Source organism: Aeromonas sp. QDB54 (assembly GCF_027707385.1).
GTDB lineage: Bacteria > Pseudomonadota > Gammaproteobacteria > Enterobacterales > Aeromonadaceae > Aeromonas > Aeromonas hydrophila.
The window spans coordinates 33,677-59,708 of the sequence record NZ_JAPCIT010000012.1 but is presented as its reverse complement, the minus strand read 5'-3'; the positions used below and the strand labels follow the sequence as shown (position 1 = coordinate 59,708).

Here is a 26,032-nt window from a genome sequence, read left to right as displayed (position 1 = left end):
AGCCACGTGAAAAACTCCCCTTGCATGGTTGCCGCCCGTGCGGCGCACCTGCAAAAAAACTGGTTTATGGGTTCAAGAGGGGCATTCCCCTCAATGGCCATCGGCGAACTCGGCCAGCACGCTCGCCAGCGCCAGCGGGCGCACCATGCGAACGTCTGCCAGTTGGTCACTGAAATCGGCTACAAGTTCCGTCAGCAGACGGTTGGCCGTGGCAAAATCGTATACTTTTTCGCGACTTATCCCCTGCTCCACCAGCCATTGGCATAGTACTTCAGCCTGCTGGCCGGCATCACTGTCAGATCCGCTCTCGATCAGTTGCAGCAATTCGGGTAATAAGCGCACCAGATCGGTCTGGCGCAGCAACGCCGGCACCCGAGTCAGGATCATGGTGTCGCGCCCGCCGCTTTTCAACTCCAGCCCCATCCGTTTGAGCAAACGATCCTGCTGCTCGACCAGCGCGACCAGGTTTTTCGGCAACTTGAAGGAGACCGGTAACAGCAGTGGCTGAGCCGCCAGCCCCTGACCCCAGGTCTCCAGCAGCCAGTGGCGCAGCAGCAAGCGCTCGGCCCGCACCAGCGACAGCAGAGCCAGCCGGTTGTCCCGCTCCAGCAACAGATAGGCCTGTTCCACCAGGGTCAATGCCCGCCACGTCCCCGCTTTGGCGAGCACGGCAACGGCAACAGGTGCGGTTTCAGCCTCTGCCTGCACTGCCGGCAGGGTAGTGAGCAGCGATCCCATGCCGCGCATCGCCTCCCGGCTGGGGGGCTCGGGCGGCTGGTAGTTGCCCGCTCTCCCTGCACCACTCCCTTCCCGCACTTCCCGGGCCGGGGCCCGGTAGTTGTGCTCGGCGCCATACCACTCGGCTCTGGGGGCCTGGCCCGGGTACTCGATGGGGGCACTGACCGGCAGCTCGACCAGGGTCTCGGCCAGGGGCTCGTCGCTGGCTGCTCCTTGCTGGCGCAGGGCAGTAAACAGCGCCTGGAAGATGAAGTCGTGAATGAGGCGCGCCTGATGAAAGCGCACCTCGTGCTTGGCCGGATGGACGTTGACATCCACCTGGCGCGGATCCAGCTCGATGTAGAGCACGTAGGCCGCGAACCGGTCGGCCGGCAGCAGCTCGTCATAGGCCTGGCGGATGGCGTGGTTGATGAGCTTATCGCGCATCATGCGGCCATTGACATAGGTGTATTGCAGATCGTTCTGCGGCCTGGCGCCCTCCGGGGTCGCCAGCCAGCCCCACAGCCGCACGTCGCTGTGCTCGCTCTCCACCGCCAGCGCGTGGTGCATGAAGGGAGAGCCGCACACCGCGGCGAGCCGGCGCTCCTGCTCCGCCACCGTATTGGCGGCCTTGTACTGGCGCACCACCTTGCCGTTGTGACGCAGGATCAGGGTGACGTCGAAGCGGGAGAGCGCGATGCGGCGTACCAGCTCATCGATGTGGGCGAACTCGGTCTTTTCGCTGCGCATGAACTTGCGCCGTGCCGGAGTGTTGAAGAAGAGATCCACCACCTCCACCGTGGTGCCCACCGGGTGGGCCGCCGGTTTGACGGTGACGCTCATCTCGCGTCCTTCGGCCTGCGCCTGCCAAGCCTCGCTCTGCTCCGCCGTGCGGGAGGTGAAGGTGAGCCGGGAGACCGAGCTGATGGAGGCGAGCGCCTCGCCGCGAAAGCCCAGGCTGTTGATCCCTTCCAGATCGTCGAGGGTCGCCACCTTGGAGGTGGCGTGGCGCGACAGTGCCAGCACCAGCTCATCCTTGGCGACACCACCGCCGTTGTCGCGAATGCGAATGAGCTTGGCACCGCCCTTGTCGATGTCGATCTCGACCCGGTCGGCGCCCGCATCCAGGCTGTTTTCCACCAGCTCCTTGACCACGGAGGAGGGCCGCTCCACCACCTCACCGGCAGCAATCTGGTTGGCCAGAATCGGCGGCAATATACGGATTGGCATCGCTTACTCCTGCTGGTTGAACGGGGTGGCTGTGGCAATCGCCCCGGATGAGAGCCACGCCGCCGTACCACAGCCCACGCTCGTCTGGCTGGCCAGAACAGGGGACAAGATACGGATCGACATCACTGACTCCTGATGATTAAAGGCGCGGGTAATCGGCGGGATTCGATGACGGCTCACCGGACCCGTCCCTGTCAGTGGCAGGGACGGGTCCTGCGGCTCATCCTGCGCTATTTTTGCGGAATATAGAGCACCTGCCCTATCTGGATGTCCCGCGACTTGAGCTTGTTGATCTCCACCAACCGCGCCTGGCTGACCCCGTATTTCTCGGCGAGCCGGGAGAGGCTTTGACCGCGGGTGACCACATGACGGAGCATGTTGGCCTTGTCGTTGCTCTGCACGCTGGCGACCGGGGCACTGGGCTCTTTGGCCGCCACCACGTAGGGCTTGATCACCCCGGCGCCGGACGAGGATCCGCCGACGCTGCTGACCGGTGCCCCGCCATCACTGCTACGATTCGGCTCGGTGGCCGGCATCCGGTTGGTCACCACCTGCTGCACCGGTTGCGCCGCCGGCTTGCTGACGGCGACCGGCTTGCTGGCGGGGGCGGGTCGGCTGACCGCCGCCTGCTTGTTGCTGCCCTGCCCCTTGCCGGTGAGCATGGCCCCCTTGGTCGGATGGGCACGGTAGTAGTTGCGGATGCCTTCGAAGATGGCGCGGGCCAGCTGATCCTGATAGCTGGCGGTGGCCAGCAGCTGCTCTTCGGCGTGGTTGGAGATAAAGCCCGTCTCCACCAGCACGGAGGGGATATCCGGCGCCTTCAGCACCGCCAGACTGGCGTGCTCCGGTGCCTTCTTGTGCAACCTGGCAACCCGGCCCAGCGAGCGCAGGATCTGGCGGCTGACGTCATAACCCTCGGCACGGGACTTGTCCATGGAGAGGTCGAGGAAGGTCTGCGCCAGATAGGGGTTCGGGTCCGATTCGGCCAACACCTTGCCGACGCCCCCCAGCAGCTCGCCCTGCTTCTCCTGTTTCTCCAGCCAGCTGCCCATCTCGCGGTTGGCGCGGTTGGTCGACAGTACCCAGACGGAGGCACCGCGCGGGGTCGAGTTGTGGAAGCTGTCGGCGTGCACCGACACCAGCAGGTCGGCCTTGGCCTTGCGGGCAATCTCGGAGCGCTTGTTTAGATCGACGAAATAGTCGCCGCGCCGGGTCAGCACGGCACGCATGCCGGGCTCGCGGTCGATGAGGGCGGCCAGCTTCTGGGAGACCGCCAGGGTCACCCGCTTCTCGTAGGTGCGACGCGGGCCGATGGAGCCCGGGTCTTCGCCGCCGTGGCCCGGGTCAATGGCAATCACCACTCCCTTGCCCTTGCCACCCACCGGCGTGGCTTGCACCGTGGCGGAGGCCTTCTCTTCGTACGGCAGGTCGATCACCAGACGGTGGCCGTAGGGCCCCGCCGGTGCCAGCGGGAACACCACCGGCTTGATGGTGGAGCTGAGATCCAGCACCAGCCGCAGACCGCCCTTCTCCAGCGGCGAGCTCTCGCGGATCTTGCGCACCAGCTCGCTCTTGTTCTCGATGCGGGCCAGATTGGTGACGTTGCTCGCCCCTTTCAGGTCGATCACCAGCCGGTCGGGGCCGGTCAGGGTGAAGTAGTTGTAATTGGGGGCGCTGCTCATGTCGAGCACCACCCGGGTGTTGTCCGGCGACGGCCACACCCGCACGCTCTTGAGCTGATTCGCCCAGGAGGGTAAGGCCAGCAGGGAGAGGGCAATAACAAGGATCAAGCGCACGTAGATGACAACCGTTCCAGAATGGCTTCGCCAATAGCGGTGCGGGCCTCTATCAGGACCTCACGCTGCTCGTTTGCATAACTCAGGGTAATGTCGAGATCGGGGGCAGGCAGCCAGCCATCGCCCTTCTCCGGCCACTCCACCAGACAGAGGGTATTGGCGCCGAAGTAGTCACGGATCCCCATGAACTCCAGCTCCTCCGGGTCGGCCAATCGATAGAGATCGAAGTGGTAGAGCTGCCAGTCGGCCAGCTCATAGGGCTCGACCAGGGTATAGGTCGGGCTCTTGACCTTGCCCTCATGCCCCAACCCCTGTACCCAGCCCCGGGTCAGGGTGGTTTTGCCGGCCCCGAGAGAGCCGTGCAAGAACACCGTGGTTGCCTGCTGGCAGGCGTGGGCCAGTCGGCCACCCAGTGCCACCGTTGCTGCCTCGTCCGGCAGTGTCATCATCAACTGTTTTGCCATGTTCTTCTTTAGCTTGTTATGGTGTCGGGATTTACCAGTCGACGGATAAAGGGCAGCAGGTCCGATGCCAGCATGCCCCGCTCTCCGTCTGCAGCGGCCAGATCGGCCGCTTCCCCGTGGATCACGGCGCCCAGTCGGGTTGCCTCGGCGGCAGACCAGCCCTGGGCCAAAAGGGCGGCGATTATACCAGATAACAGGTCGCCCATGCCGCCACTGGCCATGCCGGGATTGCCCTCGTCGCAGAGCGCCATCCCCTTGCCGTCGTGGATCAGCGTCCCCGCCCCCTTGAGCAGCACCACACCGCCGAAACGCTGCTGCAGACGCTGCACCGCGGCAAAACGATCCGCGGCAATCTCGGCAATGGTGCAGCCCAGCAGGCGGGCTGCCTCGCCCGGATGGGGCGTGAGCACCCAATTATCCTGATGACGGGGACATTGCGCCAGCCAATTCAATCCATCGGCATCCAATACCAGCGGCACCTGCTCGTTAACAAATGACTCAAAATGACGCCGACCCCACTCATCCCGACCCAGACCAGGTCCCACCACCCGCACCGAGGCCCAGCGCTCCTCGTCCCCGCCCTGACTGCCCATCAATTCGGCCTGGTAAAGGCTGGCGGGCAGATGGTCAGGATGCTGGCACACCCGCACCAGGCCGGCACCAGCCCGCAGGCAGGCACGAGCGGCCAGCACGATGGCCCCCTGCATCCCCGCATTGCCCCCCACCAGCAGCACCTTGCCGTGGGAGCCCTTGTGGGACGAGCGCTGGCGCGGCGCCAGCCGGGTGTGCAGGGAGGGATAATCGATGCGCTCGGCGGCCGACTGCCACCCGGGCGGGACACTGACGCCGAGGGGGTCACAGTCGAGGTGACCGACGCAGTCCACTCCGTCAGCGGTGAGCATGCCCTGCTTGATGCCGATGAAGGTGAGGGTGCGGCTGGCGCACACCACGGCCCCCATGGCGCAGCCGGTGTCGGCATTGAGGCCGGAGGGGAGATCCACCGATAGCACAGGCACCTGCAAGCCATTGATTGTTGCGACGATCTTTGTCATAAGCGGTGACAGTCGGGTATGGACACCGGTGCCGAGCAGTGCGTCGACCACCAGGTCCGGCGCCGGCAGCCGGTCGAGCTCGCCCGCTTCGGCCGACACCACTGCGCCCCCCGTCGCCAGCCACTCGTCTGCGGCCCGCCTGGCGTCTCCCGTCAGCTCGGCGGGATCCCTCAGCGCGATCACCTGAGGCTCCAGCCCCAACTGCCTTGCAAGGCGGGCCAATACATAGCCGTCGCCACCGTTGTTGCCAGGGCCGGTGAAGATCCACCAGCATCGGCTGTGCGGCCAGTGGTGGGTGGCGTAAGTGCGCAGTGCCGCCCCGGCCCGCTCCATCAGGGTGTAGAGTGCCAGCCCCTCGCGCTCGGCCCACTCCCGCTCCAGGGCACGGATCTGTTCAGCCCGCCACAGTGATTGTGGTAAACTGCGCACCTCTTTCCCGCTGATAGCATCCCCGATGATCTGTACCATGACGGCTCCTGACTCTCATCCATTCATCCGGGCCAGCCGGCACCGGGCACATGATGCAGTATGACGGCAACCGCCATGCCCGTCGGTCAACCTTGGCAACAAGACCCCAGAGATGCGATACAGCATGACAGTACACCTCCATCCCGGTCAGCACCCGGGCAGGCAGACGGCCCCATGACCACCACCGAACTCCATCAACTGGCCCAAGATATCAAGCTCTGGGCGAGCGAGCTAGGATTCGACCAGGCCGGTATCACCGACACGGATCTCACCCTCGAGGAGCCCAGGCTGCAGGCCTGGCTCGATGCGGGCCATCACGGCAGCATGGATTACATGGCGCGCCACGGCATGATGCGGGCCCGCCCCCACGAGCTGCTGCCGGGCACCTTGCGGGTGCTGTCGGTGCGGATGAACTATCTGCCGTTCGAGGCGGGCTTTGCCGCCACCCTGCGCGATCCCACCCTCGGCTACATCAGCCGCTACGCCCTCGGGCGCGACTACCACAAGCTGCTGCGCAACCGGCTCAAGCAGCTGGGAGAGCGCATCGAGCAGCGCTGCGAGGCGCTGGGCTGGCGCCCCTTCGTCGACTCGGCCCCCATTCTGGAGCGGCCGCTGGCAGCCAAGGCGGGCCTCGGCTGGGTGGGCAAGCACTCGCTGCTGCTCAACGAGTCGGCGGGCTCCTTCTTCTTTCTGGGGGAGCTGCTGCTCAGCCTGCCGCTGCCACTGGATGCCCCGGTGGAGAAAGAGCAGTGCGGCAAGTGCATGGCCTGCATCAACATCTGCCCCACCGGCGCCATCATCGCCCCCTACGTGGTGGACGGCCGTCGCTGCATCTCCTATCTCACCATCGAGAACGACGGGCCCATCCCCGAAGAGTTCAGGCCGCTGATGGGCAACCGCATCTATGGCTGTGACGACTGCCAGCTCATCTGCCCCTGGAACCGCTATGCCAACGCCAGCCCGGAGCCCGACTTCAGCCCGCGCCCCAATCTGCATCGCCCGCCGCTGTTGACCTTGTGGGGCTGGAGCGAGAGCGAGTTTCTCAAGCACACCGAAGGCAGCCCCATCCGCCGCATCGGCTATCAGCGCTGGCGCCGCAACCTGGCGGTGGCCCTTGGCAACGGCCCGGTCAGCCCGCAGGTCATGACGGCCCTGCAGCAGGCGCTGGCAGCAGCCGAGCCCATGGTGGCCGAACATATCGAATGGGCGCTGGCCACCCTGGCCAAACGCCAGCAGGATGACAACAAAAAGACGCGCTTGCTGATCCGCTGCATCGAAAAAGGTCTGCCGGATCACGCATAGACGATCTGCCCCTTGCCGGATCGAAGCCATTTTTTCATGCTCTGCCGACGGTCGATCGTCGGCACTATAAAAGGAACAAGCTGATGCAGATGTTGGGAGTGGATATCGGTGGCTCGGGGATCAAGGGATGCCTGGTCGACACCGCAACGGGCGAGCTGATTGGCGAACGTCACCGACTGGTGACGCCGCAGCCGGCCACCCCGGCCGCCGTGGCTCATACCCTCAAGGCACTGGTGGAACACTTCGACTGGAAGGGCCCGGTGGGCTGCGGCTTTCCCGCCACCATCCACAACGGCATCGCCAAGAGTGCGGCCAACATCGACAAGAGCTGGATTGAAACCGACGTCGCCCACCTGTTCGCCGACGTGACCGGCCAACCCTGCCACGTGCTGAACGACGCCGATGCGGCCGGCCTGGCCGAGATGCGCTTCGGGACCGGCAAGGATCGCAGCAAGGGGGTCATCATACTCATCACGGTCGGCACCGGCATCGGCACCGCCATATTCGTCAACGGTCAGCTGCTGCCCAACACCGAGCTGGGTCATCTGATGCTGGAAGGGATGGTGGCCGAGCACTACTGCTCGGATGCGGTGCGCAAGCGCGAGGATCTCTCCTGGGGCCGCTGGGGCAAGCGCTTCAACAAGTACCTGGCTCGCCTCGAGTTTCTGTTCTCCCCCGACCTCTTCATCCTGGGCGGCGGCAGCGCCGCCAAGCTCGACAAGTTCATCGACAAGATTGAGACCCGGGCCCCGCTGGTGGCGGCCGCCAACCTTAATCAGGCCGGCATCATAGGCGCAGCCCTGCACGCCGCCGAGCTCACCGCCGCCCGCCAATCGGCATGATGCCGTCGTGAACAAACAGCAGAGGCCCGGCATTGCCGGGTCTCTGCTGTTTTCAGCGCCCATTTTTCACCCTACTTATCGCCCGGGGACATGTCGCCCGGCCGGCTATTTCCTATAAGTCGTCGAGCCGATGGGCGCCGTGCACCAAGCGGGTCAGGCGGGTCTGCTCCTGCTCGGCCAGGCCGCCGAGCAGCCGTACCGTCTCCTCGGTCGGACACTCCCTGGCCAGATGGCTGAGCTCGCCGATGAGCTTCTCCTCCTGACGGCACACCAGCTGCACTATGTCCTGGGTCTGGGCCGTGGCGGGCAGGCTCAGGCGCCGGATCCCGGGCAGCAGATCCTCGCTGAAGCCTCGCTCCAGCCAGGTCTCCTTCACCCCTTCGCCAAGTTCACTCAGGTAGTCATCCAGCTGGCTCTTTGCCGCCTCCTCGCGCTGCTGCAGATAGGCCAGCAGCAGCCGGCTGCGCTCGCCATCCACCTGTGCCATGAGACGCCCGTAACAGAGCCCAAGCTGGTGATGCACCTGCTCCAGATAGAGCAGCAAGTCTTTGATTTGTTGAAATCGCATCAGGTTGCCCTCCTGTATATCGTGCCCTTCAAGTATAAAAAACAGGCAATTGCAATCCAAGCCAAAGCGCGGCCCTTGTTGTGCTGCATCAAGCCAGTGGCCAAGAAAGCAGCGATCGATACAAAGTGGAATGATTTGTGCCAACCCGGAGGCAATAAAAGGATGAGCAGGTGAATCCGGCTGGCGGCTAATAAAGGAGGTTGTAAGCGGATATTTACCATGTGATATTCGGCAATCATGCCATACCACCAAATACAATATTGATGTGAGCGAGATCACCGTCGGCGTTAGTCGGCAGGCGGGAATCCTTAGCACTTTTTTAGACGTCTAGATGTATAAAAGCGCGTTGACACGGCCATCCAGACATCTTAGCATCATCCTCCATGATGGCAGAGCAACCCAGTGAAACCTCTGCCCAATTCACCCGCCTGTAGCGCCCTGTGCTTTAAGGCTGTTAGCACGGAAGAATCCATGATTAAGTTGATCGGTCTCAACAAAGTCTACGGTAAAGGCAGTGATGCCGTGCACGCCCTGCGTGACGTGAGCCTGCATGTGCCGCAAGGCAAAATTTTCGGGGTGATCGGCGCCTCCGGTGCCGGCAAGAGCACCCTCATCCGCTGCGTCAACCTGCTGGAGCGCCCGACGGAAGGTCAAGTCATCGTCGACGGCCAGGATCTGGTCGCCCTGAGCGAGCGCGACCTGACCCAGGCACGCCGCCAGATCGGAATGATTTTCCAGCATTTCAACCTGCTCGCCTCCCGTACCGTGTCCGCCAACATCGCCTTCCCGCTGGAGCTGGCGGGCTGGAGCAAAGAGAGGATCCAGCAACGGGTCGAAGAGCTGCTGGCACTGGTCGGGCTGGAAGCCCGTGCCCACGCCTATCCGTCCGAGCTCTCCGGTGGCCAGAAACAGCGGGTCGCCATCGCCCGGGCGCTGGCGCCGGCCCCCAAGGTACTGTTGTGCGACGAGGCCACCTCGGCCCTCGACCCGCAGACCACCCGCTCGATCCTGACCCTGCTCAAGGAGATCAACGTCAAGCTGGGGCTCACCATCCTGCTCATCACCCACGAGATGGACGTGGTGAAGGGGATCTGTGACGAAGTGGCCATCATCAGCGACGGCCGCCTGATCGAACAGGGCGAAGTGGCCTGGTTCTTCAGCAATGCCAAGACCCAGCTGGCGCGGGATTTCATCCACTCCACCATCCACCTGGAAGTGCCTCAGGAGTATCAGGATCGGATGAGTGCGGAGCGGGTACCCGGCAGCTATCCGCTGGTGAAGCTCGGCTTTACCGGCAGCACGGTCGACACGCCGCTCATATCCGAGGCGAGCCGTCGCTTCAACATCGACATCAGCATTCTGAGCGCCGATATCGAGTACGCCGGGGGCGTCAAATTCGGTTTCCTGCTGGCAGAACTGTTCGGGGATGAAGCCCAGTGCGAGGCGACCCAGCAGTTCCTCATCGACAACCATATTCAGCTGGAGGTAATGGGTTATGTCCGAAGCCATGATTAATCTGCTGTTCACGGCCCTGGGCGACACCCTCATCATGGTGTTTGCCTCCGCCCTGTTCGGCTGTCTGCTCGGTCTGCCGCTCGGTGTGGCGCTGCACGTGACCAAGGCCGGCCAGATCCTGGCCAACCCGCTGCTCAACCGCACCCTGGGCATGGTGGTCAACGTGGGTCGCTCGGTGCCCTTCATCATCCTGCTGGTCGCCATCATCCCGCTGACCCGGCTGATCGTCGGCACCAGCATCGGCACCATCGCCGCCATCGTGCCGCTGACCGTCGGTTGCATTCCCTTCATCGCCCGTCTGGTGGAAGGGGCCCTGATGGAGGTGCCGGACGGCCTGCTGGAAGCGGCCAAGGCCATGGGCGCCAAGCCCCTGCAAATCATCACCAAGGTGCTGCTGCCAGAGGCCCTGCCCGGCATCCTCAACAGCGTCACCATCACCCTCGTCACGCTGGTGAACTACTCCGCCATGGCCGGTGCCATCGGGGGCGGTGGTCTGGGCGATGTGGGTATTCGTTACGGCTATCAGCGCTTCGACCCGACCGTCATGCTGGTAACCGTGGTTATTCTGGTCGTACTGGTTCAACTCATCCAGAGCGCGGGTGAGCGCCTGGTCAACAAATGTGATCATCGTTAATCGTCGATTTCTGACAGGAGGTTTTATGAAATTTGGCATCAAATCCGTTGCGGCAGCCCTGCTGGCCACTCTGGTACTGGCCGGTTGCGGTCAAAAAGAAGAGAACAAGACCCTGAAAGTAGGCGCCATCGCCGGCCCCGAGACCGAACTGGTTGAAGTGGCCGCCAAAGTGGCCAAGGAGAAATACGGCCTGACCGTCGAGGTGGTCAACTTCTCCGACTACGTCACCCCGAACGTGGCGCTGAACGATGGCAGCATCGACGTCAACGCCTTCCAGCACAAGCCCTATCTGGATGCCCAGATCCGTGATCGCGGCTTCAAGCTGGTGCCGGTCGGCAATACCTTCGTCTACCCGATCGCCGGTTACTCCAAGAAGATCAAGGCGCTGAGCGAGCTGAAAGATGGCGCCCAGATCGCGGTGCCGAACGATCCGACCAACCTGGGCCGCTCCCTGATCCTGCTGGAGAAGCAAGGTCTGCTGAAGCTGAAGGAAGGCGCCGGTCTGGAAGCGACCGTGCTGGACATCGCCAGCAACCCGCGCAACTTCAAGATCGTCGAGCTGGAAGCTGCCCAGCTGCCGCGCTCGCTGGAAGACGTGGACTTGGCCATCATCAACAACACCTTCGCCGGTCAGATCGGCCTGACCCCGACCGAGAACGGTCTGTTTGTTGAGGACAAAGAGTCCCCCTACGTCAACCTGATCGTCGCCCGCGACAACAACAAGGACGACGAGAAGGTCAAACAGTTCGTACAGGCTTTCCAGACCGACGACGTCTACAAGAAAGGGCTGGAACTGTTCAAGGGCGGCCTGGTGAAAGGTTGGTAATCACTCACTCGGCAAAAAAGGCCACGCAATGCGTGGCCTTTTTTTTTGCTGCCGTTATCATATCGGCGAGCACGGCAACACGAACATATTCAGCACATGAAAAAATGGTATCTGGCCTACTGCAAGCCAAAAGAAGAGGCCCGCGCCCGCGCCCATCTCGAAGCCCAGGGGATCGAGTCCTACTACCCCATGGTGGAAATTGAAAAACTGCGGCGGGGCAAGCGTGTCCCGGTGCGGGAGCCCATGTTCCCCAACTACCTGTTCATCTATGTGGATCTGGAAGAGGTCACCCCGGTCACCCTGAAGTCGACCCGCGGCATCAGCCGCATCATCCACTTCGGTCGGGAGTGGACCTCCATCAGCAGCCAGCTGGTCTATCAGCTGATGAGTCGGGACGACAGCGACGAGGCCCGCGCCAGCTACGCCAGCCTGCCGACCCAGGGCGACAAGGTGCTGATAGAATCCGGTCCGCTGGCCGGCTTCGAAGCCATCTATCTGGAGCCGGACGGCGACAAGCGGGCGATCCTGCTGGTGAGCCTGCTCAATCAGGAGACCAGCAGCAGCTTCGACAACCAGTCCTTCCGCCGGCTGGACTGACCCGGTCATAAATCACGGCAGCCCAGAGCAACCATCCCTTGCGCCAGCGAGGCTAAAAAAACGGGGCAGGCCCAGCGGCCTGCCCCGTTTTCACGACCCTTGTCCGCCTCAGGCATCCAGCTCGAAGCGGCTGATCACCGCCGTCAAGCGGCCGGTATCCTGCGCCAGCCGGGCCACTATCTCCTCCCCCTGCTGGCTGCGCTGGCTCGACTGTCGGCTCAGGCCGGCGATCTCCTCCACCGTTCCCGCCACCTCCTGAGCCACCCGTGACTGCTGCTCGGTCGCGGTGGCGATGGCACCCAGCTGGCCCGACAGATCCTGCACCAGCTGCAACATGGCATTCAGGGTGCCGGTCACCGAGTCGACGGCGCCACGCCCCTCCTCCACCAAGCGGGTGCCGCTGCCAACCGTATTGACGGTCTGGCGGGTCTGCTGCTGGATGCTGGCGATGGTCTGGCTGATCTCCTCGGTGGACTGGCTGGTGCGGCTCGCCAGCAGCCGTACCTCGTCGGCCACCACGGCAAACCCGCGCCCCTGCTCGCCGGCCCGCGCAGCCTCGATGGCGGCATTGAGCGCCAGCAGATTGGTCTGCTCGGCGATGGTGGCGATCACCTCGGTGACGCGTCCCACCTGCTCGCTCTGGCTGCTGAGCTGCCCCATCGCCTCGTTCGCCTCGGCAATCATGGCGGCGATCTGCTGCATGGTGGCGGTCATGCGGGCCAGCTCGTGGCCGCCCTGGCGAGTCTGCTGCTCCGCCTGCTGAGCGGCTCGCGCCGCTTCGGCGATATTGCCCGCCACATCCCGGGTACTGACCGACATCTGCTCGATGGCCGCCGCCACCGTATCGACCCGCTGATTCTGGCTCGCCAGATCGGTGACGATGGCGCGGGTGGTGCTGCCTACCTCGCCACAGGCCCCGTCCACCTGCCCCACCGCCCCCTGGATCTCCCCCACCAGCTGGCGCAGCTGGCCGGACATCTGGTTGATGGACCCCGTCAGCCCGCCCAGCTCATCCTGGCTCTGTACCGGCAGGGGGCGGGCCGGCAGCCGGCCGTTGGCCACCAGATCGGCCCGCAGCACCAGGCTGGCAATATCCCGGGTCAGGCGGCGACTGAACAGCAGCGCCACCAGGGTACCCAGCACGATCACCGTCAGGGTGGCCAGCAGCAGGGTGCGATTGATGGCCTGACCGGCGCTGGTCATCTTCTGGCCCATGCTTTCCACCTCGGCGCGGGTCTGGGTCACCTGGCCGGCCAGCTGGGTCGCCAGCTGACCGAGAGCCGGTTCAATCTCGGTCGCCATCAGATGGTTGGCCTGATCCCAGTCGGGTGCCTGCCGCTTGCTGATCACCTGCCCCACCAGCTCGGCGAAGGGGGCCGACATCTCCTCGAACAGCGACCAGATCCCCTTCTGTGCCTCGGTAAAGTTGGCCTCCTGCTGCTTCAGCTCGGCCACCCGCTGCTGGTGGAACTGGTAATAATCCTGGTATTTGGTGCGATAGTCCGGATCGCCGGAGATGAGGAAGTCGCGCAGGGCGGAGAGCGCATTGGAGAGGCCGTTGTAGGCATCCCCCACCTGCTTGAGCAGCAGGCGGCGATCTCCGGGCAGCTGATCCTGCGGGGTAGCCACCTCTTCGTTGGCAAAGGACTGCAGCTGATCTAGGGCCGACTCCGCCAGCGGCCCGGCCTCCTGCAGCATCAGAGTATGGGCGGGCAGGTTCTCGTCGGTATGGGCGATGTCCCACACCTTCTGCTGGCTGGTCTTGAAGGCCTTGAGCGAGCGGGCCAGTTCGGCGGTGAACTGCTGATGCTCGATCACCTGCCAGGCCCCCTCCCACTCTTGTTTGAGGCGGGCGGCCTGCGCCGGATCCTTGCCCAGGATGAGATAGGCCCGCAGGGAGGAGATGGTCGCCACCAGTGCCTTCTGGCTGGCCTCATCCCGTTGCAGGGCGGGTAGAGCCTGCTCCAGCAGGGCGTTGCCGGCCTGCCCGATACGACCGAGCTGGTGGTAAACAAGGCTGGAAGAGAGGATCACCAGCAGATTGATAAAACAGAAGCTGAGCAGCAACTTGCTTGAAATTTTCATGAACATCCTTGTTTCGTTGCGGGCATCCTGCCCGACATTCACTCCCCGAGCAGCGCCGGTAGCCGTTCACGCCAGGAGTCATGCCATCCCAGCAACTCCTCACGCGGCATGGGCCGGGCCGAGAAGAAGCCCTGGCACACGTCGCACCCCAGCCGCGCCAGCAGCCGCCAGGTGAGCTCATCCTCCACCCCTTCGGCGACGGACTTGAGCCCCAGTTTGCGGGCCAGCTCGATGCTTGACTCTATTATGGCCAAGCGGGAGGGGTCCTCAAAGCAGCGATCGACGAAAGAGCGATCCAGCTTGAGCTCGGTGAAGGGCAGCAGGGCCAGCTGCTGCATGGAGGAGTAGCCGGTACCGAAGTCGTCGATGGAGAGGCCGAAACCGTGCATGCGCAGGCGGGTCAGCACCTCCAGCGACTTGCCCAGATCCTTCACGAACGAGCTCTCGGTCACCTCCAGGGTGATGAGCTCGGGGTTGATGCTCCAGCGCTGGCACTGGTTGATCAGGGTATTGCACAGATCCCCTTCGATGAGGGAGGTGGTGGAGAGGTTCATCGACAGGTTGAGGGAGAGCCCGGTCTGCTCCCACAGATGGCCATCGCGCAGTGACTTGCTGATGATCACCTCGGTCAGCTGATCGATGAGGCCGTTGTGTTCCGCCAGCGGAATGAAGCGGGCCGGCGAGATGAGGCCGTACTCCGGGTGCTGCCAGCGCGCCAGCGCCTCCATGCCGACCCACTGGCCGGAGCCGAAGCTCACCTTGGGCTGATACCAGGGCAGCAGCTGATCCTGCTCCAGCGCCAGGCTCAACTCATCCAGGGTCAGGCGGTGGCCGTCCTCCTCCTGGGCTCGCTCCTGCTGCGGGCGCCAGGCGCCGATGAGCTGGCTGATCTGCTGCTGGCTGGAAGGCTTCTCGATGCGCCCCAGCACCTGCAGACCATAGGCGGCACTCATGCGCAGCACGGCCTCGACCACGTCATCCTCCAGCGCGCTGGAGAGGATGATGCCGCCGCGAAAACCGCCCAGCGAGAGGCGACGCAGCAGCGCCATGCCATCCATGCCCGGCATGCGCAGATCGCAAAACAGGATGTCGACCTGATGACGCTGACACATGGCCAGCGCCTCCACCCCGTCCTGCGCCTCCAGCAGGGCGCCGTAACCGAGCCCGCGGATCTGGTGCATCAACGCCTTGCGCTGGAACGCGTGGTCTTCCACCACCATGATCACCAACTCATGCTGTGTCTTGTTCATCGAGCCATAATCCAATTTCGCATGTAATAGAGTTCATCAGCGCCAGTACCGTCTGACTCAACTCGGTAAGTTCGTCCAGCTGCTTGAGGCGGGCCGCCGCTTCGAGCCGGGCCGCCTCCTCCGCCAGAGCCTGCTGCCCCACCATGCGGGCAGCCCCCTTGATGCGGTGCGCCGTCTCCACCAGGGCATAGGTGTCCTGCCTGGCCAGTGCCTGCATCATGTCATCGCCGTCCTGGCGATTGGAATCCAGATACTCCCGCGCCATGCTGCGCGCCACCGCCTCATCGCCAAACAGCGAGATCCAGCACTCCCCCTGCTCGCTGGCTGGCGGAGCGGGCTGGTCCGGCTCCTGGGTCTGAGGGCTCACCGGCAACCAGCGCATCAGCATCTGATGCAGCGTCTCCAGGGTATAGGGTTTGAACAGCATGTCGTTCATGCCGGCTTCCTGCATCTGCAGGCTGGCCTCTTCGGATGTATCGGCCGTCACCCCGATGACGGGAGCCGACTCCCCCTGTGCCCGCAGGGCCCGGGTCAGACTGTAGCCATCCATCACCGGCATGTGGCAGTCGGTCAGCAGCAGGGCGAATGCCTGCCCCTGCCAGGTACGCAAGGCCTTGTCACCGTCATCCACCACCTCGGCATCCACCCCGAGGATCGCCAGCTGGCGAGCCAGCAGCGCACGGTTGATGGGGTGATCGTCGGCCACCAGCACCCGTCCCTGCAATTTGGGGGCATTGGCTTCGACCGGGCTGGTCGCCGCCTCTCCCAGCAGCTGGTGACAGGTCTCCAGCAGCAGATCAGGATAGAGCGGAGACTGCCCCAGCCGCCACCAGGCACCCGACCCCATGCGGCCGCGCAGGGCCTCCTGCGGGGAGAGCACTATGCCCTTGAGGGCCGAGCGCTGCAAATGTGTCAGCCACTCGCTGCCAAGGGCCTGCTCGAGCCAGCTCTCCTCTGCTAATAACAAACCACTCACCGGCTGCTGCCACTGCTGTGGATCCATACGATGCAGCCTGGCCCCCAGCCGCTGCATCGCGCTCTGCAGGGCCGCATCCTCGCCAAACAGCCACCAATCGTGGCCTGCCAGCGGCGGGGCATCCCACTGACACGCCGCCAGCGGGAAGTCGAAGGTAAGCCGGGTACCGTGCCCCGGCTTGCTCTCGAGCACCAGCGTGCCCCCCATTTTCTGGGCCAGCTGGTGACAGATGGCAAGGCCGAGCCCGGTACCACCGAAGCGTCGGGTTATGTCGGACTCCACCTGCTCGAACGGGGTGAACAGGCGATCCTGCTTGTCCTCGGCAATGCCGATGCCGGTGTCGCTGACCGCGATGGCGAGCCGCTCCTTCTCAAAGCTGACCTGGATACGGATCTCGCCCCGCTCGGTAAACTTGACCGCATTGTTGAGCAGGTTGGAGAGCACCTGCCCCACCCGCACCGCATCGATGCGGGCCTGATCCGGCACCTCCGGCGCCCACCCCAGCGTCACCTTGAGCCCCTTGCCATGGGCCAGAGTGGCGTGACCGCGGATCACGTCGCAGATGACGGAGGCGAGGCGGCAATCCTGATAGTGCAACTGCAGCTGACCCGCCTCTATCTTGGAGAAATCGAGCACGTCGTTGACCAGATAGAGCAGGTTGTTGGTGGAGGTCACCACGTTGCGCAGCAGATAGCGCTGGTCGTCGTTCAGCTCGCTCATCTGCAGCAGCTCCAGCATGCCGTGCATGCCGGAGATGGGGGTCCTCAACTCGTGGCTCATGGTGGCCAGGAAGCGGCTGCGCACCTGCATCGCCTGCTCGGCATAGGCGCGCGCCTCCCTCAGGTCGTGCTCCTGGTGCTTGAGGGCCGTGATGTCCTGGATCACCCCGTTGAGGATCAGGTGCCCCTCCTCCTGCGGCACGAAACTGCCGCGCACCTGCAGATAGCGGGCTCCCTCCGGCCGCTCCACCCGCACTTCCAGATCGAGCGGGGCCAGGGTCTCGGCATGATTGGCCACCTTGCTGACGAAATCCTGCAGTGCCTCCTCGGTAAAACCGAACACCTCGCCGCCCGACTCGGCCGACAATATCTCCTGCCGGCTGGCGCCCAGGATCTCGCTCGCCCCCTGCGAGGCATAGAGGAAACGCCCCTTGCCGGGACCGAGCCAGAGATACTGATAGACGATGCCCGGCATGCTGTCGGTGATCTGGGTGAGCCGGGTCTCCGCCTTGCGGGCCCGCGCCTCGGCCTCCTTGATGCGGGTCACGTCGGTCAGCACCGTCAGGACCCCCAGCATGTCGCCCTTTGGCGAGCGATAGGGACGCTTGGTGTAGATGACGTGGAACATGGCGCCATCCTGACGGCGGCTGTTGCCCGCCCCTTCCAGCTGTTCGCCACTTTGCCATACCCCCGACTCTTCGCGCAGCACCCGCTCCCGCTCTCTGGCCGGCATGCGGTCCAGATCGTCGCCATCATCCTGGGTCAGCTCACCGATAAAGGCATCCCGATAGGCCTGGTTGCAGAGGGTGATGCGCTGCTCGCGATCCCGCAGCACCACCATGTTGGGCAGGGAGTTGAGCAGGGTCTGCACGAAGGTCAGCTGCTCGCTTAACTTGTGCTCGGCCAGCTTGCGCTGCACTATCTGGCGGCGCAGGGTTCGGTTCCAGCCCATGAACAGCAGCACGCAGAGCAGGAAAGCGCCCACGCCGACCGCGGACCAGAGCGCCACAGTGGCAGGGGAGATGCCGGTCTGGATGGTCAGCGCCAGCCACTTGTGCTCCAGCTTGGTCATCTCTTCCGGGCGGATGGAGAGCAGCACCTTGGTGAGGATCTGCTGCAGCATGGGGTCCTGCTGGTGCACCGCCATGGCGACCGGCACCCGCAGCTCGTTGCCGGAGAACACCACCTGATAGCGGTTGTTGAACCCCTTTTGCAGCGCCTGCTCCAGGGTGGTCATGCTCATCAGCACGTAGTCGACCTGATGCCCGTCCAGCAGCGGCAGCAGCTTGGTATCGCTGCTCACCGTCAGCGGATGGGCCCCCACCTCGTTGAGTACCAGCTCCTCCACCGAGCCGCCGACGATCCCCACCCGTCGCCCCTTGAGCTCGTTGAGGTTGTCCAGCTCCTCGCTCCCCTGTCTGGCGGCGATCACCCGGTGGATGAAGGCGTAGTCGGGAGTAAACAGGGAGTATTGACGCCGCTCCGCGGTCGGAGTGATGGCAGGCAGAAAGTCCAGCTTGCGCGCCTGGAACAGCGCCTGGGTCTCGGCCCAACTGCTGGTGGGCACCAGGGTAAACTGCAGGCCGGAGCGCAGGCTCACCAGCTTGAGCATGTCGGCGATGAAACCCTTGAGCTGGCCATTGCCGTCGATCTCGCTCACCGCCGGCCAGTCCGGTGCCACCCCGAAGCGCAGGGTCGGATGCAGGGCCAGCCAGTCGAGCTCGCTCTGGTTGAACACGATCTGGCGGGGACCGTTGGCCAGCTCGTAGTCAACTATTCCGCCGGTCTCCAGAATGCGGCGCCGCTCATCCAGCGGAATGTCGTTGAGGGCCAGCTCCAGCAAACCGAGCAGCCCCTGATTGTCGGGCCCCACCGCCATGGCCAGCGAGGTGTCCGTCACCCACTCCGGGGTCATCACCTTGAGCCCGGCCTGCTGCTGCAGGCGCTGCAGACGAACCAGAGAGGGCAGATCGGAGAGATAGGCATCCGCCAGCCCCTTCTTCACCATGAAGACAGCTTCGTCACTGCTGTCCGCCTCGGTGAGCTGGGTCATGCCAAGCTCCGCCAGCTCCTCGCAGGAACTGAAACCATGCTCGCACACCCAGCGCAGCTGACGCGCCGTCGCCAGAGTCGGCTCCCCTTCCTCTCGCGCCAGCAGCACGGCGCGCGGCAGGGTCATCAGATCCGAGGTAAAGCGCATCTTCTGCTGACGTGACTGGCTCGGGGTCACCCCGATCAGCATGTCCACCTCACCATCGAGCAAAGCCTGCTGGGCGCCGGCATAGTAGGGGTAAGTCTTGTAGCGCACGGTCAGCCCCAGCCGGCCGGCAATCAGGGTGGCAAAATCGTCGAGCGGGCCGCTGAAGCCACCCCGGCTATTGGCATAGATGTAGGGCGGCCAGGCTACCGACGGCATGCCGACCACCAGGTCGCTGCGCGAGGCGAGCCAGAGCCGTTCCGCCAGCCCCAGCTGATCCTTGTCCAGGGAGGTTTCTGCCGCAGCCACCAGGCTCCAGCAGGTAAACCAGCACAACAAAATGGCGCGATAACAGAGGCGCAGCATGGGTAACTCCTGAACGGCTTGGAGAGCGATCATAGGGATTTTGGCAAAATGTGCGAATAGAAATTCGTAACAGAACTCGTCCGGATACGAAAAACGGCAGGCTCACGCCTGCCGTTTTCTAGCAAGAAGGGGGCCAAGACCCCCTCTTGTCAGGTTATTCGGTTCCCGAGTCGGAAGCCGGTTTGATATTCCCGCTCACGGATGTGGGCGATCTGCACATTTTGCCCTTCCAGACCGATGTCCTTGAGCAGAGCAGGCGACAGATGCAGGTAGCTGACACGACGCTCCAGCCGGGTAATCCGTTTCTGGACCAGGGTTTCGACGGTGCGCAGCAGGGTCAGTTCGATAGACATAATATTCTCCAGTTGAACGTGCGGTTCCCCCGGAGAGAAGAGATCACCCTGCGGGACAACCGCGGGTGATGAAAAAGCAGGTGTTACCTGTTTCCTCCACGCGGCAGAAAAAGAGCACGAGTCTTCGCGCTGCTGATGCAGCGGTCGAACGCAACGTTTAGCATTGAATGTTGCATATCCGTCTCCTTACCGAGTGAAAGTTGAACAAGTTGCCACAGTCTAAAAAAAGACCGAATTTTATACAAGAACCTCACCCCCCATATGGGGAGGTGAGTCATCTGTCAATACTCATCCGGCACAGGCTGACCCGTGCCGCTCTGGCTCAGATCCCGGACAACAGCCGGAACTCCTCCAGCGCATAGGTATCCGTCATGCCGCTCACGTAGTCGAGCAGCAGCCGTACCCGGAAGTACCACTCCTGCTCCGCCCCGTCGCTGAAGCGCGGATCCCGACCGGCCACCGCCAACCGGTATGCCTTGAGATGACGGGCCGACAGCCGATGAAACAACCGGCGAGCAAAGAACAGCTCGCTGCCCCCCTGCCCGGCCAGCAGCCGCTCGAACTGCGTGGCCGGCAGCGCCAGCAGACAGGCATAGGTGGAGAGCACCCCGCGCAGGGCGGCATAACCCTCCAGCTCCAGCGCCTCCACCTCTGGGCGCATGAATACCAGCTCGCGAGCCACTTGCTTGAGGGTATCGAGCACCCGCGCCGCCGGTGCCTGACCGTGCAGCAGGGCCTGGGGATAGGCGCCGCTCAGGATCTGCGGGTGCTCGCTCACATAGGTGTGAGCGGCCAGTTCCACCAGATCCCGGGTCAGCTGCTGGCGAAAGTGGGGGAAGAAGCCCCTGCCCGAGGCGGTCGCCTCCGCCAGCAAGCCGGCCATGTAGGCGCCGTCATCGGCCAGCCGTAGCGCCTGTTGCAGCTCGCTCAGGCTGAGGATGCGCCGGTCCACCGCATCTTCGAGATCGGCGATGCAGTAGGAGATGTCGTCGGCCGCTTCCATGATGTAGACCAGCGGATGACGGCAGCCGGGGGCCAACCCCAGGCTCTGGCCGAGGGCGCGGTAGAGGGGTTGTTCGCTGAAGAAGATGCCGCGCTTGCTGGCCCAGCCGTGATGTTGACCGCCGTGCAGGGGTTGCTGCGGGTACTTGCACAGCGCCGCCAGCTGCCCCAGGGTCAGGTTCAGCTCGTGCAGGCTGTGCACCAGCCGCAGACTCTGGGCATTGCCGTCAAACACCAGCAGATCCTGGCGAAGCGTTGCCCACTGCGGGCTGGGGTTGCTGCCAAGGGCCTCGGCAAACAACCCATCCAGCGCCTGCGCCAGCCACTGGCTCATCACCTGCTCGCCAAAGTGACCGAACGGCGGGTTGCCGACGTCGTGCAACAGGCAGGACATCTCCACCAGATTGATGAAGGCCCCCTCGCACACCGACCCCGCCGGCAGGGCCGCCAGAATGCGGCGGCTGATCTGGCGGCCGGTCTCCTGCACCTCCAGCGAATGGGTGAGACGGCTGCGCACCGAGGCCTTCACGTCGAGCGGAAAGACCTGGGTCTTCTGCTGCAGCCGGCGCACCGGCGCCGCCTGCACGATGCGGGCGCGATCCTGTTCGGTCGCCTCCAGCAGATCTTCGTCACCCCAGCGATGGATGCGCTCGGGAGTAATCAAACGGCTATACATGTTGCGGCTCCTTGCCTGCGGCTCGCATCTACGAGAGCAGCCAGCGCTTCAAGCGGGCGATGTCGCCCGGACATTCGCGGCGCAGCGACTCTATCCAGTCTTCCACGTTCTCCCACCAGGCGGGATGATCCGGGCTCTGGATCAGCTGGGCCAGCTGCTGCAGCCGGCGCAGACCGATGGAGCCGGCTGCCCCTTTTATCTTGTGCGCCTCCTCCACCACGCCGGCCTGATCCCGGGCAATCATGTTGGAGTCGAGCACCGCCATGTAGTCGGGCATCATCTTCTCGAACAGCTCGACGCTGGAGATCAGCACCTGTTTGCCCACGGTATCGGCGTAATCGGTGAGGAAGGGCAAGTCCAGCAGCGCATCCTGACTGTCCGCATCCGCCTGTTCGTCCGCCTCATCCTCGGCCAAATCGGCAAACAGGTGGCCAATCACCTCCCGCACCGCCTTCGAGCCGAGCGGCTTGTTGATCACATCCTGCATGCCGTGATCCCGGTAGTACTGGCGATCGCCGGTGGCGTTGGCGGTAAGTGCCACCATGGGCGGCAGGCTGTCGCCGTAGCGGGCGAGCAGTTGTTCCGCCACATCGAAACCGGTCATGTCCGGCAGCTGGATATCCAGCAGGATCAGATCAAAATCGTCGGGATTGGCCATGGCCAGCGCCTGGGCGCCATCCCGCGCCACCTTGACCTCATGACCCAGCTTGTTGAGCAGGGCGCAGGCCACGGTCACGTTGAGCTCGACGTCCTCCACCAGCAGGATATCGAGGCAGGGCATCTCGGGCTCGGCCGCGGGCGCCTGGGCGGCGACGCAGTCCACCTCCAGCTCGGCGGTGAAGCAGGCGCCCTCGCCCGGATCGCTGTCTACGTAGAGCTGGCCGCCCATCGCCTGCACCAGCTGGCGGGAGACCGCCAACCCGATACCGGTGCCGGTGGCGTGCTTCTTGCCCTGCACCTGATAGTACATGGCGAAGATCTTCTCCTGCTGGGCACGGGGAATGCCGACCCCGGTGTCTTCCACCTCGAAGTGCAGGGCCAGCTTGCCCGGTGTGTCGGCCGGGTGAGTGAGGCAGCGCACCGTCACCCCCCCCTCGTCGGTAAACTTGACCGCATTGCCCACCAGATTCCACAACACCTGGCGCAACCGGGTCCCGTCCGCCATCACGAACTGCGGCACGTCGCCATCCCGGTCGAAATGCAGATAGAGCCCCTTCTGCTCCGCCTGGATGCGCGACAGCGTCTCCAGCTCGTCGAGGAAGGCTGGCAAGTCGATGGGGGTCGGGGCAATTTCCAGCCGGCGCCGGTCCAGCTTGTCGAGATCGATGATGTCATTGAAGATGTTGCCGAGCGTCACCGCGCTCAGGTGAATGGTCTTGAGCTGCTGGTGCTGCTTGGGATCGAGCGGCGTATCCATCAGCATCCGGCTCAAACCGACGATGCCGTTGAGCGGGGTACGCAGTTCGTGGCTGATGGTGGAGATGAAGGTGGTCTTGTCGCGGCTCGCCTTCTCCAGCTTGTCCTGATACTGCTTGCGTTCGGTGATGTCGCGACCAAAACCGAGCAGGCCGAGCCGCTTGCCAAAGCGATCGAAGAAGGGCACCTTGCGCAGCTCGAAGTAGGCCTTGCGACCGTCTGGGTACTCCAGCCACTGTTCATAGGTGAGCGGCTCGTTCTGGGCGAAGACCTGCTTGTCGGTCTCCACCACCTTGCTGGCGATGTCGTGCTTGTAGACATCGAACGGGGTCAAGCCGATGAGCTCCGCCTCCACCTTGCCGGTCAGCTCCTCCATGGCGCGATTGCAGCCGGAGAACTGCTCGTCTTCGTTGCGGTAGTAGACCAGATCGGGGGAGCAGTCGATGAAGGAGCGCAAGAGGGCGGTGCGCTCCCCCAGGTGCAGCTGGGCCTTCTCGCGCTGGAATACCTCGTTCTCCAGATCCTCGATGGCCTGCTGACGCAGGGTCTCGGCCCGGTTGGTCTCGGCGATCTGGGCGTTGAGGCGGCTGATGTTCTCCTGCAGCTGGCTGTTGAGCTCGAGATCCCGCTCGCGCATGTCCTGCAGCTTGCGCACCATGCGGGTCAGCCGCTGGCGGGAGTCCTCCAGCTGATCCACCACGATGGAGAGAAAATAGACGGCCCAGGGGGTGACCAGCAGGCCGAAGAAGACCGAACGCACCAGGTCGACGATGTCCACTGTGCCGCGCAGGAACAGGGTGACCCCCATCTGGATCGAAACGGCCAGCACTATGATGCCGGTGGCCAAGAACATGCTGAAGCGCACCAGTCCCAGCTTGGTCATCAGGTCGACGTAATATTGCGCCCAGGATTTGATTTGTTTCATCTTATTGTTTTCTCCCCGATATTCGCCGAACAGAATACCAGCACGGCGCGCCGAACTCTTGTGCCGTCGCACGATAAATTATCGGTTAACCTCCTCCGCCCGCTGGGGTAGCATGCCGGAGTCAATTCGGTCAGCCCGGGTTAAGCCTTGCTCGCTATAATGTTCGGCCGTTCAATTCAACCAACTGATATTTCAGGAGTCTCATCGATGCGTAATCTCACCCTGCTGAGTCTTGGCCTGCTGGCAGCCAATGCCGCCCACGCCGATCTGGGCGAGATCCCCAAGCAGTCCGGCTGGTCCGGTTTCCTGCTGGGCGGGGTCAACGCCGTCAGCTACAAGTCCAACTTCTATGCCGGCGATGACAACCACAGTCGCATCAATGACCTCGGTTCGCCTGACAGCGAGAGCGGCCTGACGCCGCTGCTCAACGCCGATATCCGCTACACCTTTGCTGATACCCGCACCCAGATCTTCCTCGGCAACCTGATCCAGGACGCGGTGCGCTTCGACTTCACCCAGCAGCTCGGCCTGCGTCAGGAGATGGGTGACAAGGGCATAGTCGCCACCTCGCTGGTGTTCAACGTCATGCCGGTCGAGCTGTGGAGCGATCCCTTCGCCACCGGGGTGGATCGCAGCTCCACCGATGTGAAATCAAAAGGGGCGCGTTTTGCCTGGGACAAGATCTGGGGCAGCAACTTCTACGGCAACCTGACCACCCGGGAAGTGGACATGGATGAGGAGCGCAGCGGCCAGCAGTATGACCAGAGCCACGGCACCCACTACGCCGACCTGCTGGATCGCAACGGCAAGATGCACGACATGGAGCTCTCCTACCAGTGGCACTTTGGCGGCAACCAGCTGCTGGAGCCGGCCATCGTCTACAAGCAGGCTCGCCTTGACGGCAGCGCCGAGAGTTTCAAGAACACCGGTCTGAAGCTGACCTATGCCAAGCGCGGCCCCCAGTGGTCCTTCGTCAGCAACCTCTATACCGGCAAGCGCAAGTATGACGAGGCGAACCCCATCTTCGGCCAGCGCGCCGATGCCGACGAATTCGCCATCAACGGCACCTTCTTCTGGCACAACCTGTTTGGCGTCAACGCTCTCGCCGCCACCTTCACCGCCGCCTATGCCAGCGCCGACTCGGACATCAACTTCTACGACAGCCAGTCCACCCGTTTCAGCACGGGTCTGCTCTACAACTTCTAAACCCGACCCTCACCAACAAACGAGGCCACCCCATGGGTGGCCTCGTCATTTGCAGCGGCCTGCGGCCATCAGATCCCGAGCGAGTCGAGCAGATCGTCGTGATCGTTGGCCACCGGGGCGGCGGCCGGAGCCGGCTGGGCAGCCTCGCGCTTGGTCTGGGCGATCAGGGCATCCGGATCCAGCTCCTCTTGATCCATGCCGTCGTTGTGGATGCGGATGAACTCGGTTTTGTCCATCGCCAGCTCCAGATAGAAGATGTTGTTGCGGGCGGTGAAGAAGGTGACCCGGCGCGACTCCGGACTATCGAGGTTGGTATCGACGCTCAGCATCACCTGCTTGTTGAGGGCCAGCATCTTCGGCTGGTTCTGGGTGATGTGGGTCTGCAGATCGCGGCCGACCTTGACGGTGAAGCTGCCGACGATCTGGTTCATCAGCTCGCCCATGACGTTGCTCACCTCGTCCGAGGTATGGGAGATGGCGAGATCCTCCTTGGAGAGCCCCATGCTGAGCATGTAGCTCTCGTACAGCTCCATGGCGGCGGAGGCGGAGAAGTTGATCACCACCAGGCCGGAGAAGCCGCCGTCAAACAGCACGAAGCAGCCGATATCCGGCTTGAGGCAGGTCTTGCTGATCCGCTGCACCATGCCGGAGAAACGCACCTGACTCTGGGTTGCCGCACTCAATACATCCGTGACCGAATGGCACAGGCTCAGCAGCACGTCCTCTGTGGTCAATACGGTATCGTTGTCGGCTCTTGTCACTATCATGGGACCTTCCTGAACATCGAAAATGGGCTTATCTATACCATAACTCTAACAGATAGCGCGGCTTGGGCTTCGAAATAGCGAGC

At 63.5% G+C, this 26,032-nt stretch carries 20 protein-coding genes; 7 read left to right on the top strand and 13 right to left on the bottom strand.

Going from position 1 to position 26,032, the window contains the following annotated elements; genetic code table 11:
• Nucleotides 1-90: 90 nt before the first annotated feature.
• From mutL to PG881_RS13320, 4 genes are all read right to left on the bottom strand, one after another.
• Nucleotides 91-1,947 (bottom strand): DNA mismatch repair endonuclease MutL, encoded by a 1,857-nt coding sequence (mutL, locus tag PG881_RS13335; protein WP_270800565.1) that lies wholly within the window; start codon nucleotides 1,945-1,947, stop codon nucleotides 91-93.
• A gap of 230 nt (nucleotides 1,948-2,177) precedes the next feature.
• A complete protein-coding gene (locus tag PG881_RS13330) occupies nucleotides 2,178-3,743 on the bottom strand; it encodes an N-acetylmuramoyl-L-alanine amidase (protein ID WP_270800563.1) in 1,566 nt (521 codons plus the stop codon).
• Complete coding sequence (tsaE, locus tag PG881_RS13325) at nucleotides 3,734-4,207, bottom strand: tRNA (adenosine(37)-N6)-threonylcarbamoyltransferase complex ATPase subunit type 1 TsaE (protein ID WP_017410299.1); 474 nt, start codon at nucleotides 4,205-4,207, stop codon at nucleotides 3,734-3,736. The genes PG881_RS13330 and tsaE overlap by 10 nt, the downstream gene beginning before the upstream one ends.
• 8 nt (nucleotides 4,208-4,215) lie before the next feature.
• Entirely contained in the window at nucleotides 4,216-5,727 is a 1,512-nt protein-coding gene (locus tag PG881_RS13320; RefSeq protein ID WP_270800561.1) for an NAD(P)H-hydrate dehydratase, read from the bottom strand.
• Between the two features lie 174 nt (nucleotides 5,728-5,901).
• Here PG881_RS13320 and queG point away from each other — a divergent pair, with 174 nt between their 5' ends.
• Together queG and ppgK are read left to right on the top strand one after the other, a co-directional pair.
• Nucleotides 5,902-7,029, top strand: coding sequence for a tRNA epoxyqueuosine(34) reductase QueG (gene queG, locus PG881_RS13315; RefSeq protein WP_270800559.1), 1,128 nt, complete (start codon nucleotides 5,902-5,904; stop codon nucleotides 7,027-7,029).
• An 83-nt stretch (nucleotides 7,030-7,112) separates the two neighbouring features.
• The gene (gene ppgK, locus PG881_RS13310) at nucleotides 7,113-7,871 is read left to right on the top strand and encodes a polyphosphate--glucose phosphotransferase (protein WP_029303843.1); all 759 of its coding nucleotides are present in this window, start codon (nucleotides 7,113-7,115) and stop codon (nucleotides 7,869-7,871) included.
• 112 nt (nucleotides 7,872-7,983) lie between these two features.
• Here ppgK and PG881_RS13305 read toward each other — a convergent pair whose 3' ends face one another.
• Nucleotides 7,984-8,439 (bottom strand): hypothetical protein, encoded by a 456-nt coding sequence (locus tag PG881_RS13305; RefSeq protein ID WP_016349602.1) that lies wholly within the window; start codon nucleotides 8,437-8,439, stop codon nucleotides 7,984-7,986.
• On the bottom strand, nucleotides 8,439-8,678 hold the full coding sequence (locus PG881_RS13300) for a hypothetical protein (RefSeq protein ID WP_244088769.1): 240 nt from the start codon (nucleotides 8,676-8,678) through the stop codon (nucleotides 8,439-8,441). Before PG881_RS13300 ends, PG881_RS13305 begins: the two co-directional genes overlap by 1 nt.
• A gap of 232 nt (nucleotides 8,679-8,910) precedes the next feature.
• Between PG881_RS13300 and metN the strand changes: the two genes are divergently transcribed.
• The 4 genes from metN (at nucleotide 8,911) to rfaH (ending at nucleotide 12,011) form a co-directional block, all read left to right on the top strand.
• Nucleotides 8,911-9,954, top strand: coding sequence for a methionine ABC transporter ATP-binding protein MetN (gene metN, locus PG881_RS13295; protein WP_011704855.1), 1,044 nt, complete (start codon nucleotides 8,911-8,913; stop codon nucleotides 9,952-9,954).
• On the top strand, nucleotides 9,935-10,588 hold the full coding sequence (locus PG881_RS13290; RefSeq protein WP_011704854.1) for a methionine ABC transporter permease: 654 nt from the start codon (nucleotides 9,935-9,937) through the stop codon (nucleotides 10,586-10,588). The genes metN and PG881_RS13290 overlap by 20 nt, the downstream gene beginning before the upstream one ends.
• Before the next feature lie 25 nt (nucleotides 10,589-10,613).
• Entirely contained in the window at nucleotides 10,614-11,414 is an 801-nt protein-coding gene (gene metQ, locus PG881_RS13285; protein ID WP_011704853.1) for a methionine ABC transporter substrate-binding lipoprotein MetQ, read from the top strand.
• A gap of 96 nt (nucleotides 11,415-11,510) precedes the next feature.
• Nucleotides 11,511-12,011 carry a transcription/translation regulatory transformer protein RfaH gene (gene rfaH / locus PG881_RS13280; protein WP_016349600.1) on the top strand — a complete coding sequence of 167 codons (501 nt, stop codon included), beginning with the start codon at nucleotides 11,511-11,513 and terminating at the stop codon, nucleotides 12,009-12,011.
• A 108-nt stretch (nucleotides 12,012-12,119) separates the two neighbouring features.
• Here the strand turns inward: rfaH and PG881_RS13275 are convergent, their stop codons facing one another.
• The 6 genes from PG881_RS13275 to arcB form a co-directional block, all read right to left on the bottom strand.
• Nucleotides 12,120-14,096, bottom strand: a complete 1,977-nt coding sequence (locus tag PG881_RS13275; protein WP_270800553.1) for a HAMP domain-containing methyl-accepting chemotaxis protein — start codon at nucleotides 14,094-14,096, stop codon at nucleotides 12,120-12,122.
• A gap of 38 nt (nucleotides 14,097-14,134) precedes the next feature.
• Nucleotides 14,135-15,346, bottom strand: coding sequence for an EAL domain-containing response regulator (locus tag PG881_RS13270; protein WP_270800550.1), 1,212 nt, complete (start codon nucleotides 15,344-15,346; stop codon nucleotides 14,135-14,137).
• Nucleotides 15,327-19,604 carry an ATP-binding protein gene (locus tag PG881_RS13265; RefSeq protein ID WP_270800547.1) on the bottom strand — a complete coding sequence of 1,426 codons (4,278 nt, stop codon included), beginning with the start codon at nucleotides 19,602-19,604 and terminating at the stop codon, nucleotides 15,327-15,329. Before PG881_RS13265 ends, PG881_RS13270 begins: the two co-directional genes overlap by 20 nt.
• A 149-nt stretch (nucleotides 19,605-19,753) precedes the next feature.
• Nucleotides 19,754-19,957 (bottom strand): hypothetical protein, encoded by a 204-nt coding sequence (locus PG881_RS13260; protein WP_011704847.1) that lies wholly within the window; start codon nucleotides 19,955-19,957, stop codon nucleotides 19,754-19,756.
• A 322-nt stretch (nucleotides 19,958-20,279) separates the two neighbouring features.
• Nucleotides 20,280-21,635 carry a dGTPase gene (gene dgt, locus PG881_RS13255; RefSeq protein ID WP_270800545.1) on the bottom strand — a complete coding sequence of 452 codons (1,356 nt, stop codon included), beginning with the start codon at nucleotides 21,633-21,635 and terminating at the stop codon, nucleotides 20,280-20,282.
• Between the two features lie 28 nt (nucleotides 21,636-21,663).
• Nucleotides 21,664-23,976: an aerobic respiration two-component sensor histidine kinase ArcB gene (arcB, locus tag PG881_RS13250; RefSeq protein ID WP_270800542.1), complete on the bottom strand. Its 2,313-nt coding sequence runs from the start codon at nucleotides 23,974-23,976 to the stop codon at nucleotides 21,664-21,666.
• 207 nt (nucleotides 23,977-24,183) lie between these two features.
• On the opposite strand from arcB, the gene PG881_RS13245 reads away from it, so the two are divergent.
• Nucleotides 24,184-25,182, top strand: coding sequence for a DUF2860 family protein (locus PG881_RS13245; RefSeq protein WP_045790557.1), 999 nt, complete (start codon nucleotides 24,184-24,186; stop codon nucleotides 25,180-25,182).
• Nucleotides 25,183-25,250: 68 nt separating this feature from the next.
• On the opposite strand, the gene PG881_RS13240 is transcribed toward PG881_RS13245, so the two are convergent.
• Nucleotides 25,251-25,949: a DUF3334 family protein gene (locus PG881_RS13240; RefSeq protein ID WP_016349593.1), complete on the bottom strand. Its 699-nt coding sequence runs from the start codon at nucleotides 25,947-25,949 to the stop codon at nucleotides 25,251-25,253.
• Between the last annotated feature and the right edge of the window lie 83 nt (nucleotides 25,950-26,032).

What these genes read in the sequence shown, in the direction of transcription:
- ppgK (WP_029303843.1), top strand. Translation starts at nt 7,113, where the DNA reads ATGCAGATGTTGGGAGTGGATATCGGTGGCTCGGGGATCAAGGGATGC.
- tsaE (WP_017410299.1), bottom strand. Translation starts at nt 4,207, where the DNA reads ATGGCAAAACAGTTGATGATGACACTGCCGGACGAGGCAGCAACGGTG.
- PG881_RS13275 (WP_270800553.1), bottom strand. Translation starts at nt 14,096, where the DNA reads ATGAAAATTTCAAGCAAGTTGCTGCTCAGCTTCTGTTTTATCAATCTG.
- PG881_RS13265 (WP_270800547.1), bottom strand. Translation starts at nt 19,604, where the DNA reads ATGCTGCGCCTCTGTTATCGCGCCATTTTGTTGTGCTGGTTTACCTGC.
- queG (WP_270800559.1), top strand. Translation starts at nt 5,902, where the DNA reads ATGACCACCACCGAACTCCATCAACTGGCCCAAGATATCAAGCTCTGG.
- PG881_RS13270 (WP_270800550.1), bottom strand. Translation starts at nt 15,346, where the DNA reads ATGAACAAGACACAGCATGAGTTGGTGATCATGGTGGTGGAAGACCAC.
- PG881_RS13240 (WP_016349593.1), bottom strand. Translation starts at nt 25,949, where the DNA reads ATGATAGTGACAAGAGCCGACAACGATACCGTATTGACCACAGAGGAC.
- PG881_RS13260 (WP_011704847.1), bottom strand. Translation starts at nt 19,957, where the DNA reads ATGTCTATCGAACTGACCCTGCTGCGCACCGTCGAAACCCTGGTCCAG.
- PG881_RS13290 (WP_011704854.1), top strand. Translation starts at nt 9,935, where the DNA reads ATGTCCGAAGCCATGATTAATCTGCTGTTCACGGCCCTGGGCGACACC.
- PG881_RS13300 (WP_244088769.1), bottom strand. Translation starts at nt 8,678, where the DNA reads ATGATTGCCGAATATCACATGGTAAATATCCGCTTACAACCTCCTTTA.
- arcB (WP_270800542.1), bottom strand. Translation starts at nt 23,976, where the DNA reads ATGAAACAAATCAAATCCTGGGCGCAATATTACGTCGACCTGATGACC.
- PG881_RS13320 (WP_270800561.1), bottom strand. Translation starts at nt 5,727, where the DNA reads ATGGTACAGATCATCGGGGATGCTATCAGCGGGAAAGAGGTGCGCAGT.
- metQ (WP_011704853.1), top strand. Translation starts at nt 10,614, where the DNA reads ATGAAATTTGGCATCAAATCCGTTGCGGCAGCCCTGCTGGCCACTCTG.
- metN (WP_011704855.1), top strand. Translation starts at nt 8,911, where the DNA reads ATGATTAAGTTGATCGGTCTCAACAAAGTCTACGGTAAAGGCAGTGAT.
- PG881_RS13305 (WP_016349602.1), bottom strand. Translation starts at nt 8,439, where the DNA reads ATGCGATTTCAACAAATCAAAGACTTGCTGCTCTATCTGGAGCAGGTG.
- dgt (WP_270800545.1), bottom strand. Translation starts at nt 21,635, where the DNA reads ATGTATAGCCGTTTGATTACTCCCGAGCGCATCCATCGCTGGGGTGAC.
- mutL (WP_270800565.1), bottom strand. Translation starts at nt 1,947, where the DNA reads ATGCCAATCCGTATATTGCCGCCGATTCTGGCCAACCAGATTGCTGCC.
- rfaH (WP_016349600.1), top strand. Translation starts at nt 11,511, where the DNA reads ATGAAAAAATGGTATCTGGCCTACTGCAAGCCAAAAGAAGAGGCCCGC.
- PG881_RS13245 (WP_045790557.1), top strand. Translation starts at nt 24,184, where the DNA reads ATGCGTAATCTCACCCTGCTGAGTCTTGGCCTGCTGGCAGCCAATGCC.